12 protein-coding genes are annotated in these 13554 nt (G+C 35.9%); 7 read left to right on the forward strand and 5 right to left on the reverse strand.

What is annotated here, in order from left to right:
- Positions 1-14: 14 nt before the first annotated feature.
- The 5 genes from LOK78_RS08785 (at position 15) to LOK78_RS08805 (ending at position 3861) form a co-directional block, all read left to right on the forward strand.
- Positions 15-1712, forward strand: coding sequence for a hypothetical protein (locus LOK78_RS08785; protein ID WP_232634616.1), 1698 nt, complete (start codon positions 15-17; stop codon positions 1710-1712).
- 183 nt (positions 1713-1895) lie between these two features.
- A complete protein-coding gene (locus tag LOK78_RS08790; RefSeq protein ID WP_232393494.1) occupies positions 1896-2408 on the forward strand; it encodes a hypothetical protein in 513 nt (170 codons plus the stop codon).
- A gap of 139 nt (positions 2409-2547) precedes the next feature.
- A complete protein-coding gene (locus LOK78_RS08795; RefSeq protein WP_232634617.1) occupies positions 2548-3006 on the forward strand; it encodes a DUF1801 domain-containing protein in 459 nt (152 codons plus the stop codon).
- Positions 3003-3389: a VOC family protein gene (locus tag LOK78_RS08800; RefSeq protein WP_232634618.1), complete on the forward strand. Its 387-nt coding sequence runs from the start codon at positions 3003-3005 to the stop codon at positions 3387-3389. Before LOK78_RS08795 ends, LOK78_RS08800 begins: the two co-directional genes overlap by 4 nt.
- 52 nt (positions 3390-3441) lie before the next feature.
- Positions 3442-3861 carry an NINE protein gene (locus LOK78_RS08805; RefSeq protein WP_053970592.1) on the forward strand — a complete coding sequence of 140 codons (420 nt, stop codon included), beginning with the start codon at positions 3442-3444 and terminating at the stop codon, positions 3859-3861.
- Positions 3862-3863: 2 nt separating this feature from the next.
- Here the strand turns inward: LOK78_RS08805 and LOK78_RS08810 are convergent, their stop codons facing one another.
- The 4 genes from LOK78_RS08810 to LOK78_RS08825 are packed head-to-tail and all read right to left on the reverse strand — an operon-like array spanning position 3864 to position 8462.
- Positions 3864-4889: a carboxypeptidase-like regulatory domain-containing protein gene (locus tag LOK78_RS08810; protein WP_232634619.1), complete on the reverse strand. Its 1026-nt coding sequence runs from the start codon at positions 4887-4889 to the stop codon at positions 3864-3866.
- Positions 4876-6708, reverse strand: coding sequence for a GNAT family N-acyltransferase (locus tag LOK78_RS08815; RefSeq protein ID WP_232634620.1), 1833 nt, complete (start codon positions 6706-6708; stop codon positions 4876-4878). The genes LOK78_RS08810 and LOK78_RS08815 overlap by 14 nt, the downstream gene beginning before the upstream one ends.
- A 22-nt stretch (positions 6709-6730) precedes the next feature.
- Entirely contained in the window at positions 6731-7981 is a 1251-nt protein-coding gene (locus LOK78_RS08820; RefSeq protein ID WP_232634621.1) for an aspartate kinase, read from the reverse strand.
- 1 nt (position 7982) lies between these two features.
- Positions 7983-8462, reverse strand: coding sequence for a GNAT family N-acetyltransferase (locus LOK78_RS08825; RefSeq protein ID WP_232634622.1), 480 nt, complete (start codon positions 8460-8462; stop codon positions 7983-7985).
- A gap of 120 nt (positions 8463-8582) precedes the next feature.
- Here LOK78_RS08825 and fbp point away from each other — a divergent pair, with 120 nt between their 5' ends.
- A complete protein-coding gene (gene fbp / locus LOK78_RS08830) occupies positions 8583-9590 on the forward strand; it encodes a class 1 fructose-bisphosphatase (RefSeq protein ID WP_053970597.1) in 1008 nt (335 codons plus the stop codon).
- A gap of 51 nt (positions 9591-9641) precedes the next feature.
- On the opposite strand, the gene LOK78_RS08835 is transcribed toward fbp, so the two are convergent.
- On the reverse strand, positions 9642-10073 hold the full coding sequence (locus LOK78_RS08835; protein ID WP_166956367.1) for a TerB family tellurite resistance protein: 432 nt from the start codon (positions 10071-10073) through the stop codon (positions 9642-9644).
- 101 nt (positions 10074-10174) lie between these two features.
- Between LOK78_RS08835 and mfd the strand changes: the two genes are divergently transcribed.
- On the forward strand, positions 10175-13543 hold the full coding sequence (mfd, locus tag LOK78_RS08840) for a transcription-repair coupling factor (protein WP_232634623.1): 3369 nt from the start codon (positions 10175-10177) through the stop codon (positions 13541-13543).
- Positions 13544-13554: the final 11 nt, after the last annotated feature.

A 13554-nucleotide genomic window follows, 5' to 3' on the forward strand; every position in this document is an offset into this window, starting at 1 on the left:
TTCCCTTTCAATTTATGTTTTCACAGAATGAAAACTTAAGTAGCGAAGAGGCGTTAATACAGTTCCAGAAACTTCAATCTGAAATCAACTTAGAATTTCCAGAAGATGATATTAAAACTTACCAAAGAAAGTCCTTTTCAGAAAATCAACTTCAATCTTATCTGTCAAAACACTTTCAATGTCTTGACCTTTTACCTCATATCAAAGGAAATTACGCCTTAAAATTAGACACCTATTTACACTCAGGGAATTGGTTTTACAATATTGGTTTCTCTCAACAAACCATTAATTCCTATCAAAAATTCTTTAAAAAATATAAGGAATTTGAATCCCATTTGACTTCCTCAGAAAAGGAAAAATATATTGAAATGCGCAACTATGCCTATTCTGTCCTAGCAGAAAGCTACGCCAAACTAAACAAGCTTGATAGTGCAAAAATAACACACCTTCAAAACATAAATTTTTCAAAAACCTTGAAAGGTATTTATTATCCATCTGCGCTTAACAATTATGGCTTATACTTTTATTGGGACAAAAAAGATTTGTCAAATGCTTTAATTTATTTCAATAAAGCATATGAAATCACCCAAGATTCGTTCCCCAAGCATACCTTAATTGGAAGTATTAGGGATAATATCGCCGATATTTATACAGATCAAGGCTTCGTGGTTAAAGCACTCCCCTTATACCAATCCAACTTCTCTTTTTATCAAAAAACTCCTAATGAAAAAACACAAAAAATAGACCTACCCAGATTGATAAGTGCAGGGGCGCAATTGGTTCGTTCCCATCTTAAGTTGAACCAAATTGAGCAGGCGGAACAGGCATTTCTACAATTAGGAGAATTAGCCAAGAAAAACGAATTGAATTTGAGTGATAGCTCGAAGTTAGAAATTCTAAAAACAGAAGAATTATTATTTCTATCACAAAATAAAATAAAAGAGGCCTATGCCACCTCAAAGAAGGTATGGAGTCTTTCTGATAGTATTTTGACAGCATCCAAACGAGCAGATACCAAATGGAGGAATGAACTAAACAATGTCACCTTAGATAGGGTGGCCTTAAACTTCAAAATTGAGAGATTACAAAAAGAAAACAGACTAAAAAACCAAAGGTTGAAATGGTGGATCATCACACTAATTCTTTCTATAGGAATCATTCTACTTACTTCCCTAATTCTAAGGAGAAGACAATATGTAATTAATGCAAAAAACAAACAGCTTTTAGCTGAAAAGACTCTGGAAAACACCTCTCTGAAAGTTCAAAAACTAAATTCCGAAATCAAATCTAAGGAGCGTGATTTAACAGATTTTGCTCTCAATTTATCCCAAAACCAAGAATGGGCAGAACTATTAGCTCAGAAAATTGAAACCTTAAAACAATCGCCAACAAAAGAACGAAGTATCTTAATAGATGAATTGGAAAATGAGGTTAAGAATAAAATAACCTTTGATAGTAACACCAAGGATTTCTTTGAAAGACTGGATAAATTAAGTGATTCGTTTTACAGCAAATTGACTAAAAGATTTCCAAACCTTAGTAAAACTGAAATTAGACTTTGCTCCCTCATTAGACTAAAAATTGATAGCCGAAGCATTGCTTCCCTTCAGAATATAACCTTAGCTTCCCTAAACACGAGTAGGTATAGGCTGCGTAAAAAACTACATCTACCTGAAGATGTTGACCTAGATCAATTCATTCAAAGTATGTAACTTTTTAAGTGTCATAAACATTTTTGTCTATTGTTTGTCTATTGGTCGTTCATTACATGTCTATCTCATATACAGTGTTTTACAAAAACCTCTTTGTAATTTAGTATCGTTGTCAAAAACAATACTCTCTCCCTAAATAGTACTATTACCAGCAAGCCTTTTTGTTAACTAAAAACCTCTATTATGAAACATTTAATCTTTGGTTTAATAGTATTAGGAATGACCAACCTAGTAATTGCCCAGAATGAAATAGCCATGGTGTCTAACACTTTAGACCGTGGTCCTTCAAAAATGAATTATGCAAAGAAAACAGCTTTTGAGAAAACCTTTGAAAATAAGAAATTACCAGTCGTCGTAGAAAAAATGCACTCCATGGTTGCTGCATTTGATATCAAAAGTTTAGACATTTACACACCTCATGAAACAGCAAATTACAACGTAAAATTTGATGAGGGGAATTATATGATTGAAGCCAACTATAATGATTCAGGCACCTTAATTTCAAGTAAAGAAGAGTTCAAAAATATTCCGCTTCCTTTTTCTGTAAGTCAAAATATTGCCAAAAACCACCCAGGTTGGGTAATCAATGCCACCACTTGTAAAATAATCTATGAAAATTCAGAAATCACAAAACTTACATATAAGGTCACCCTCAAAAAAGGGGATGAAGAAAAAACAATACAAATAAATAGCTAGCTAACCAACCAACCAAATTCTTTATACCAGGTGGTTTCCATGTTTAGGAAGCCACCTTTTTTTTATTCATTTGGAATCCCATTCTATTTATCAGTTAGAATTCTTATTTTTAATCTGACAGTAAATTTAGTTTTCAACCATGAAATATAGTGCAGCAACTCCCGAGGAATACATTTCTCAAGTTCCAATAGAACGCCAGGATACCTTAAAAAAGTTAAGAACTACCATTTCGGAGCATTTGCCTTCTGGCTTTGAGGAAGGCATTCAATACAACATGATAGGATACTATGTGCCGCATGACTTATACCCTGGCGGATATCATTGCAACCCTAAAGAGCCATTGCCTTTTATGAGCTTTGCTTCCCAAAAGAATTCCATCAATTTATACCATAGTGGCATTTATGCTGTACCCGAATTAAATCAATGGTTTGTAAAAGAATACCCCAAACATTGCAAGACTAAATTGGACATGGGAAAAAGCTGCATTCGATTTAAGAAGCTAGATGATATTCCTTTTAAACTTATAGGTGAATTATGCACCAAGTTAACCCCACAACAGTGGATAGACATTTATGAAACTAATCTAAAAAGAAAATGAAAAAACGCGTAACAGGAATAGGTGGTATGTTTTTTAAAACGAAAGACCCTAAAGCAACAAAAGAATGGTACCGAAAACATTTAGGCTTCAACACAGATGATTATGGTTGTACTTTCTGGTGGAAGGACAAAGATGGAAAAGAGTGCTCCACCCAATGGAGTCCATTTGCGGAGGATACATCCTATTACCAACCCTCTAAAAAGGATTTTATGTTTAACTACCGAGTGGAAAACCTTAAGGAATTATTGGAAACTTTAAAGGACGAAGGCGTTACCATTGTTGGCGAAATGGAAGAATATGACTACGGCAAATTTGGATGGATTATGGACAATGATGGAAATAAAATAGAGCTATGGGAACCAATAGATCAAGCCTTTAAATAAGCAATAGAGTTTTTATTTATCTTTATAGAACTAACCGTAAACGAGTTAAATAATGGATAATAAAAAAGATTTAAGAGACGAATTGGATGATCTGATAGGCGACTTTAAAGAAGGGGCCAAAAAAGCCTCTGACAAAGCCGATGAATTCTCTAAAGATGCCAAGGAAAAAGCAAAAGACTTTGCACATGCAGCAGATGAAGCTTTTGATCGAGCCACTGGAAACAACAAAAAAGTACTCGCCGGAATCTTGGCTATCTTATTAGGAGGGTTTGGCGCACATAAATTTGTATTAGGTTACGTAAAAGAAGGCATCATCCTTTTGATGATCACCTTGGTAATTTCCATTATGAGCTTTGGTTTTCTAAGTTTTTTGGTTTGGATTTTCACCTTAATAGAAGGAATAATTTATCTAACAAAAAGTGACGAAGAGTTTTACATGACCTATCAAGTAGGAAAAAGACCTTGGTTTTAGACTTATTTTTTATCGGCTTCAAAATTCAAGGGAAGGCTATCCCCTATTCTTTGATTTGCAAAATATCCGGTAAACATGACTGCGTCTGCGGGCATATGGTTTCCAAATTCATCCACGTAAAAAATATCCTCTTTAGTGGTTATGGATGATTGGTTGTTAAAATTATTGTTGTAAACAATCAGAAGCGGTTGTTTAAAAATCTTTATTTCCTTGATATTCGTTTTATCAGTATCAGAAACTGCAAAAACGCCCGTTTGAGCGATTTCTGTTTTTTTATAGAAAATTCTGAAGCCTTCCTCATGAAGCTTCCCTTTTACCAAGGACCTCATGAAATGTAATGAGGAACCAAAATAGACCTCTTTTCTTCGGTTTATAATTTTCTTGGAACCATCCCAGTTTTCATCGGTTTGATAATAGGACGTCCCAGCGTAATAAACTGAAATAGGAAATACTTGTCCGAAGGTATCATTTTTCTCATACTGAATGTTGAAATCCTGAAGATCATAAGATATCCTGTATTTCAATCTTTTGTTCTCGATAATCAATGGTTCTTTGGAGGATGCCACTAACTGGTTACTTTTTCCAAGGTATCTGAGTATTAAAGCATCTTCATTCTTAATTTCACAGGAAAGAGCATTTTCACTGTTTCCCAAAAAATACCTTTTAAAAGCCTGAAGCTTTTGCTTTCTTGTCCAACCATCATTAAAACTGAGATTGACTTCGTTCAAGGAAGCGACATTTTCAGTTAATTGAATTTTTAAAATAGAGCCTGGCTTGTATTCTTCCATGACTACCTTTTCGTAACCAATAAAAGAAATGATCAAGGCTGATCTTACCGATTCATCTATATTCAAGGAGAACTCTCCCTTTTCATTAGTAGTAGTGCCAATTGTAGTATTATCAAAATATACACTAGCACCTTCTAAGGGCTCACCGGTTTCTGAATCAAAAACAACTCCTTTGATATCCTGAGAAAAACCTACAAGATGTAAAAAAAAGAAAAGAAGAAATAGTTTATTGATTCTCATTTTGTTCAGATAACTTGCGTTCCAATTCTTCCTGAAACTCTTCCATAACTGGTCTAACCGTACTTTCTGGCAAGTCAGCAATTTTGATATACATCAATCCGTCAACGGAATTGTTAAATAGTGGATCAACATTAAAGGCCACCAACTTGGCATTTTGCTTGATATACTTTTTAAGAAGCACAGGCAACCTAAGTGCTCCAGGCTCAACCTCATCAATAATTTTATCAAACTTATTTAAATCGGCCTCAGTTTCATCAAAAACAAAGTCCTTATCCTCATCCTTTAACCTCACCTTAAACTCTTTCTTTGGTCTCACAAATTGTGCCAAATAAGGATCGTAATAATGGGACTTCATAAACTCAATCATCAATGATTTTGAGAAATTGGAGAATTGATTACTAATACTTACACCTCCGATGAGGAATTTATGCTCTGGGAAGCGTAAAGTAGTATGAACAATCCCCTTCCAAAGCAAAAACAATGGCATGGGTTTTTGCTGGTATTCCTTAATAATAAATGCCCTTCCCATTTCTATGGATTCGCTCATCATCTTATATAGCTCTGGCTCAAACCTGAACAGGTCTTGAAGGTAAAAACCATTAATCCCATACTCTGCATAAATTTTTGAACCCAATCCCATACGGTAAGCCCCGGCAATCAATTTAGCATCTGAATCCCATAAGAACATATGGTGATAATAGTCGTCAAACTTATCCAAATCAATCGATTCATTGGTCCCTTCTCCTACTTCCCTAAAGGTTATTTCTCTCAGCCTTCCTATTTCACGTAAAATGTTAGGGATATTTTTGGCTGGTGCTAAGAAGACTTCATAATTTTTACTTTGAAGCAAACGCAGGTCTAATTCCCTTAACTCTTCAACCTCTTTATCCATTACCTCTGGATCTATGGGAGTGGCAATCCTTTTTGGAGGCTTGGGTAGTTTAAGTGTGGATGAAAAATTGGACAAGAACCTTCCTTTTTCATCAAAAGAGTTAGCCAAAATATAAGTCTTCCTCCTGATAAATTCAGTAAATGAGTCTAATGTTTCATGCTCCTTTTGATCTGTAACAGAAATAGGCCTACCTATCCTAACCTTAATAACCCGTCGTTTTTGGGTTAACAATTCCGAGGGCAATTTGGCTGTCCTTAGTGTATCGCTAATCTTGGAAAGCTTATAAAAAAGTTTACTATTCTTGGCGTGAAAATAAATAGGTACGACTGGAACCTCTGCCTTTTGAATCAACTTCATGGCAGACTCTTCCCATGGTTTATCGACCATCAATTTACCGTCTCTATAGGTGGAAACTTCTCCTGCAGGAAATATTCCAAGCGGATGTCCTTCCCTCAAATGATTTAGGGCTTGCTTAATACCAGAAATACTGGATTTGGCATCCTTTCGTTCCTCAAAAGGATTCACAGGCATTATAAAAGGTTTCAAAGGCTCAATACGATGCAAAAGGAAATTGGCAATGATTCTAAAATCGGTTCTTTGAGTCAACATCAATTTTAAAAGCAAAATACCATCAACACCTCCTAAAGGGTGATTGGAAACCGTGATGTATGCGCCATCCTTAGGTAATCGTTTTAAGTCCTCTTCTGGAATTTCAAATTTCACCTCAAATTCATCAATAATTTTATCCAAAAATTCCAAGGAATCCAGATGTGCATTCCTTTTGTAAATTTTATTTAAGGTAGATATTTTTAAGACCTTCATGAGCGTCCATCCAAAAAATGTACCTACAAAACCATAGTTGTCAATTTGTATGGCTTTCGCCACTTCTTTTGCGGATACCAATCCTGAATTAAGTTGTTTGCTCATAACAACAAAAATAGTAAATTGTTTATTTAGTAACTATTTGCACGGTTTCTGGTGTTAACTGCTTTAAAAGCACTTCTTTACCATTCTCCAATTGATTTATCGCAGCATCATTATAATGCCTAATGGTGTATAAAGACACCCCTTCATGGTAGTTTACCTTGAATTTTGACTTCAGTTCCTTTAATAACGTTTCAAGACTGTTATAAAGATCATCCACACACACCGAAAAACTAATGGCAGAGTTTTGAATCACATCCACCTTCATTTTCTTGTGATGCAACAGCTTAAAAATGTCACTGATATTTTCCTCAACAATATAGGAGAAATCTAAGGAAGATAGAGAAATTAACACCAAATTTTTCTTGACAATAAAGCAAGGAACATGGGGCTCAATCCCTTGTCCTTTTTGTACTACGGTCCCTTTATTTTTTGGGTTCATAAAGGATTTTACAAAAAGTGGGATTTCTTTTCTTTGAAGCGGTTGTAACGTTTTTGGGTGAATTACAGAAGCCCCATAAAAAGCTAATTCTATCGCCTCCCTGTAAGAAATACTCTGCAACAACTTGGCGTTCTCAAAATACCGTGGATCTGCATTCAACACACCCTCCACATCTTTCCAAATAGTCACACTACTAGCATTGAGACAATAAGCAAAAATAGCAGCAGTATAGTCACTTCCTTCTCGTCCTAAAGTAGTTGTGAAATTATTGGCATCACTCCCTAAAAATCCTTGGGTAATATTGAGTACATTTTTCTTTAAACCCTTAGAAATATTAGCTTGGGTAACGTCCCAATTCACTTTGGCATATCTGTAAAAATTATCTGTCTTGATAAACTCTCTGACATCTACCCAAGTATTTCTCAACCCAATCTCATTCAAGTATTCACTTATTATAGTAGTTGAAATTAATTCCCCAAAACTCACTGCTTGATCATACACAAAATTGTAATCTGGAGATTTATTTCTTCCGAAGAAATCGCTTAATTCTTGAAATAATTGAGCTACCTTTTTATAAACACTATGCTGTTCATTTTCGAACAAGTCCAAAAGAATACCGTTATGGTATTTCTTCACCTCCTGAATGGAACTTTGGAATGTCTTTTTACTATGAAAATAATTTTTGACCACTTCTTCCAAAGCATTAGTGGTCTTCCCCATCGCAGACACAACAACCAAAGTGTTTTTGTAACCTACTTCCTGTAAAACTCGGACCATGTTTTTGACCCCTTCAGCATCCTTTACAGAGGCCCCTCCAAATTTAAAAACTTGCATACTACAACTTGGCTAGATAATTTTTTATTCCGTTTTGATTTAGGTGTACCACATCCCAATCACGCTTTACATCGGCACCTTTACTTTGATAAAAGGAAATGGCAGGCTCATTCCAATCCAACACTTCCCAACTAATCCTTTTTACTCCTAATTCATTTCCATGTTGCACCACTTTATCCAATAACTGCGTTCCTATACCATGTCCTCTCATTGATTCTTCTACAATTAAATCTTCTAAATGAAGTACTTCACCCTTCCAAGTGGAATATCTTGTATAAGTCAATGCAATTCCTACAATCCGTCCTTCCTTTTCAGCTACAAAACATTGAAATTTTGGTTTCGGGCCAAACCCATCATATTCCAAATCACTAACGGTAATTTCCACCGCATCGGGTTCTTTTTCAAAAACAGCCAACTCTTTGATGCGTTCCAAAATTTGAGACATATCATTTTTTTCAGCCTTTCTGATGTGAATCTTCATAAATTCTCCTTTATTTTCAAAGATAATCTAAACTTAACCATTTAATCAGATTTTCTTACCACGAAAACGATGTAGTTGGATAAAAAACCACGATATTTGTTCTAAACTTAATTCATCTTCATGTCAGTAAAGAATCAAACTCTCGGTGAGTTTATTATTGAGAACCAAGCATCCTTTAAATATAGTTCTGGAGAACTTTCAAGATTAATCAATTCCATTAGACTTGCAGCCAAAGTTGTAAATCACGAAGTCAACAAGGCTGGCTTAGTGGATATCATTGGGAGTTCAGGTGAGAACAATATTCAAGGTGAGGATCAACAAAAATTGGATGTTTACGCCAATAATAAATTCATCCACACCCTAACAAACAGAAATATTGTATGCGGTATTGCCAGCGAGGAAGAAGATGATTTTGTTTCCATCAACAGTCAAGATGAAAACCATCAAAACAAATACGTGGTATTGATAGACCCTTTGGATGGCTCTTCTAATATTGACGTTAATGTCTCTGTGGGAACCATCTTTTCAGTATACCGAAGAGTTACCCCCATTGGCACACCAGTGACCATAGAAGATTTTCTACAAAAAGGAGATCAACAAGTGGCTGCAGGTTATGTCGTTTATGGAACCTCAACCATGTTGGTTTACACTACCGGTGACGGGGTTAATGGTTTCACTCTGAACCCTGCTATAGGTACTTTCTACCTATCACATCCCAACATGCAATTCCCAGAAGACGGAAAAATCTATTCTGTCAATGAAGGGAACTACATCCATTTTCCGCAAGGTGTGAAAGATTACATCAAATATTGCCAAATGGAAGAAGGTGACCGCCCCTATACCAGTAGATATATTGGATCTTTGGTTTCTGATTTTCATCGTAATATGATCAAAGGAGGTATTTATATGTACCCTAAAAGCTCTACCAGTTCCAATGGAAAATTGAGATTGCTTTACGAATGCAATCCCATGGCCTTTTTAGCAGAACAAGCAAATGGTAAAGCTAGTAATGGTACCCAACGCATCATGGATATTAAACCAACTGAATTGCACCAACGAGTTCCTTTTTTCTGCGGAAGTAAAAACATGGTCTCTAAAGTCGAAGAATTTATCAAAAAATACGAATAAAAAAAGCGAGCTTTTAGCTCGCTTTTTTTATAATGATATTAGATAAGTTTCTTATCTGTTCATATGTTTTATCTCTTCAATAAACGTGTCCAAATCAACCTCAAGGTGTACCAGCTTTAAAGCTTTGTCAGTAATATACTGAGCATTTTCAGGATGAAAACCAAGACCTACACATAATTTCTCTAACATACTTACTTGATCTTCTCCTTCAATATGATCTGCCCAAACCATTCGTGCTAAATCATATAAACGTTCTAAACGATCGTCATAAGCAAGTGGCGGGTTAATAGGATGTGTTTGGTAATCCTTTAAAATTTGCGTGTAATCGGCTTCACTAATATGAAGGTTATGAGCTAATCTATCAAGAAACTTCTTCTCTGCATCATTAATCACACCATCGCTCATAGCAATTCTTACAATGGCAGCAAAGTGGTCTTGATTTCTTTTTCTAAAACCGAAATCAAATAAATCTGAAATAGACATCGTATACTAATTTTTTAAAGTCGTGCAAATATACTACTCTTAATAGTTTTTTAAACACAAACTCTACAACAAAATTTTATCTTTGCATCAAATAAATTGCTTTGAGCCACAATACCCTCTCGCAAATCTTTACACAGACTTCGCAAACGCAAAATCTGCAAGCTGCTATTTCCCAAACCCAAGGAAAAACGCATCTGAAAGGTCTGGTAGGATCTTCGCTATCACTAGTTTTAGCCGAAACCTTTAAAAATGCTGAAAAACCGTTTCTTCTTATTTTCAATGATAAAGAAGAAGCTGCTTTTCACTTGAATGATTTGGAAATTCTGTTGAATGATAAAGATGTTCTTTTTTACCCTGGAAGTTATCGCAGACCCTATCAAATTGAAGAAACAGACAACGCCAATGTACTGCTAAGGGCCGAGGTTTTAAACAGGATCAATTCCAGAAAGAAACCTGCCATAATTATCACCTATCCCGATGCTTTATTTGAGAAAGTAGTGACTAGAAGGGAGTTGGAGAAAAACACTCTAAAAGTAGCTATAGGCGAACAATTATCCATTGATTTTATCAACGAGGTTCTATTTGAGTACAAATTCAAAAGAGTTGATTTTGTGACAGAACCAGGGGAATTTTCCGTAAGAGGTGGAATCGTAGATGTCTTTTCATTTTCAAATGACGAACCCTACCGTATTGAGTTCTTTGGAGATGAAGTAGATAGTATTAGAACCTTTGATGTGGAGACTCAGTTGTCAACAAATCAAATTAAAAAAATCAATATCATTCCTAATGTGGCCAATAAATTCATGGAAGAAACCAGGCAAAGCTTCCTCGAATATATGGCTCAAAAAACGGTGGTTTTCCTCAATAATGCCGACCTTCTTTTTTCAAGAACCGATGCTCTTTTTGAAAAAGCCAAGGAAGCCTTTGAAAAACTTTCCAAGGACATCAAACATGCCCAACCAGAGGAATTATTTTGTCATTCCAAATTACTGAAACAGCAATTATTGGATTTTAATTTGGTTGAATTTGGAACATCATCTTTGTTTTCAAACCAAGCAGACCCTATTCTATTCAACACGTCACCACAACCCTCCTTTAACAAACAATTTGATTTGTTGATTGAGAATTTGGATGAATATCATCGAAAAGGGTACACCAATTATATTGCCTGCGTCAGTGAGCAACAGGCCAAAAGATTTCATGATATTTTTGATGACATCAGTGCCCAAAACAACCAAGAGATAGAGCAAAACATTCATTACAAAACCATTGTACTCTCTCTATACCAAGGATTTATAGATCATGACAATAAGATAACCTGCTACACAGACCACCAAATCTTTGAGAGGTATCATAAATTCCACATCAAAAATGGCTATGCAAAAAAGCAAGCCATTACATTAAAGGAATTAACCAATCTGGAAATTGGGGATTATGTCACCCATATTGACCACGGAATTGGACGCTTTGGAGGGCTTCAAAAAATTGATGTCGAGGGCAATAAACAAGAAGCCATCAAATTAATTTACGGGGAACGGGATGTTTTATATTTGAGTATCCACTCTCTTCACAAGATTACCAAATTTAATGGCAAGGATGGGAAGCCTCCTAAAATCTATAAATTAGGTAGTGCTGCTTGGAAAAATCTTAAACAAAAAACTAAAACGAGGGTAAAAGAAGTTGCTTTTAACCTGATAAAATTATACGCCAAACGAAAGCTTAAAAAAGGACACCAATACAATCCAGATAGCTACATGCAACATGAGCTAGAGGCCTCGTTCCTTTATGAGGATACTCCAGACCAAAGTAAAGCCACCGCCGATATTAAAATGGACATGGAAAGCGAAAGACCTATGGACCGTTTGGTATGTGGTGACGTAGGATTTGGAAAAACAGAAGTAGCAATCCGAGCTGCGTTTAAGGCTGTGGATAATGGCAAACAAGTAGCCGTTTTGGTTCCCACAACCATCTTAGCCTACCAACATTACAGAACATTTAAGGAACGCTTGAAAGACTTCCCGGTTACGGTAGATTATGTAAACAGGTTTAGAACAGCTAAAGAAAAACGAACCACCCTAGAAAAGTTAGAAAGTGGTGAAGTAGATATCATTATCGGCACCCATCAACTGGCCAACAAAACCGTAAAGTTTAAAAATCTTGGTTTGCTGATTGTGGATGAAGAACAAAAATTTGGAGTCGCAGTCAAGGAAAAATTAAGAACCTTAAAGGAGAACATTGATGTGCTAACCTTAACCGCAACCCCTATTCCAAGAACACTTCAATTTAGCTTGATGGCCGCCAGGGATTTATCGGTAATTACCACACCTCCACCAAATAGATACCCCATTGAAAGCCACGTTGTCAGGTTTAATGAAGAAACCATAAGGGATGCTGTTAGTTATGAAATTGAACGTGGTGGGCAAGTGTTTTTTATTCACAACCGTATTGAAAATATCAAGGAAGTGGCAGGCCTCATCCAAAGATTGGTTCCAGATGCCAAAGTAGGTGTGGGACACGGACAAATGGATGGTAAAAAATTGGAAAGCCTCATGCTTGCCTTTATGAATGGTGAATTTGACGTTTTAGTCAGTACCACCATCGTAGAAAGTGGTCTGGATGTGCCTAATGCCAATACCATATTTATCAATAACGCCAACAATTTTGGACTCAGCGACCTGCATCAAATGAGAGGTCGCGTGGGACGAAGCAATAAAAAAGCGTTCTGTTATTTCATCACACCAGATTATTCGGTGATGACCGAGGACGCCCGAAAACGAATCACAGCCTTGGCACAATTCACCGAATTGGGAAGCGGATTCAACATCGCAATGAAAGATTTGGAGATACGCGGTGCTGGAGATTTGCTAGGTGGTGAGCAAAGTGGTTTTATAAATGAAATTGGTTTTGATACCTATCAAAAAATATTGAACGAAGCCATTGAAGAGTTAAAAGACAACGAATTCAAAGACCTCTATCAAGACGACAAAAAACCAAAACAATATGTGAAGGAAGTCACTATTGATAGTGATTTTGAACTGTTATTCCCAGATGACTATGTCAATAACATTACCGAGAGGTTAAACCTTTACACCAAACTCAATGAGATTAAAACAGATGATGAGTTAGAAAAATTTGAAACGGAAATCATTGATAGATTTGGCGATATGCCGACCTCCGTTTCTGATTTGTTTGACAGTGTTCGTTTAAAATGGCTGGCTGCCAAATTGGGACTGGAAAAAGTAATCATGAAAAATGGAAAACTTGTAGGTTACTTCATCAATGACCAAAAAAGCGGCTTTTATCAAAGTGAAGGATTTACCAAACTATTACAATTTGTGCAAACCCATCCAAGAGCCTGTAAAATGAAAGAAAAACAAACAAGAACCGGATTGCGATTGTTATTGACTTTTGAAAATATCAAGAGCGTCAAACAAGGGCTTTCAGTATTAAAACCCATCTTGGCTCAATAATTGAATCAACT

The sequence above is a fragment of the Mangrovimonas futianensis genome (assembly GCF_021245805.1).
Lineage (GTDB): Bacteria > Bacteroidota > Bacteroidia > Flavobacteriales > Flavobacteriaceae > Mangrovimonas > Mangrovimonas futianensis.

Coding starts and splice junctions, on each gene's coding strand:
- LOK78_RS08795 (WP_232634617.1), top strand. CDS start 2,548: ATGAAATATAGTGCAGCAACTCCCGAGGAATACATTTCTCAAGTTCCA.
- LOK78_RS08820 (WP_232634621.1), bottom strand. CDS start 7,981: ATGCAAGTTTTTAAATTTGGAGGGGCCTCTGTAAAGGATGCTGAAGGG.
- LOK78_RS08800 (WP_232634618.1), top strand. CDS start 3,003: ATGAAAAAACGCGTAACAGGAATAGGTGGTATGTTTTTTAAAACGAAA.
- fbp (WP_053970597.1), top strand. CDS start 8,583: ATGTCAGTAAAGAATCAAACTCTCGGTGAGTTTATTATTGAGAACCAA.
- LOK78_RS08825 (WP_232634622.1), bottom strand. CDS start 8,462: ATGAAGATTCACATCAGAAAGGCTGAAAAAAATGATATGTCTCAAATT.
- LOK78_RS08835 (WP_166956367.1), bottom strand. CDS start 10,073: ATGTCTATTTCAGATTTATTTGATTTCGGTTTTAGAAAAAGAAATCAA.
- LOK78_RS08815 (WP_232634620.1), bottom strand. CDS start 6,708: ATGAGCAAACAACTTAATTCAGGATTGGTATCCGCAAAAGAAGTGGCG.
- LOK78_RS08810 (WP_232634619.1), bottom strand. CDS start 4,889: ATGAGAATCAATAAACTATTTCTTCTTTTCTTTTTTTTACATCTTGTA.
- LOK78_RS08785 (WP_232634616.1), top strand. CDS start 15: ATGTTTTCACAGAATGAAAACTTAAGTAGCGAAGAGGCGTTAATACAG.
- LOK78_RS08790 (WP_232393494.1), top strand. CDS start 1,896: ATGAAACATTTAATCTTTGGTTTAATAGTATTAGGAATGACCAACCTA.
- LOK78_RS08805 (WP_053970592.1), top strand. CDS start 3,442: ATGGATAATAAAAAAGATTTAAGAGACGAATTGGATGATCTGATAGGC.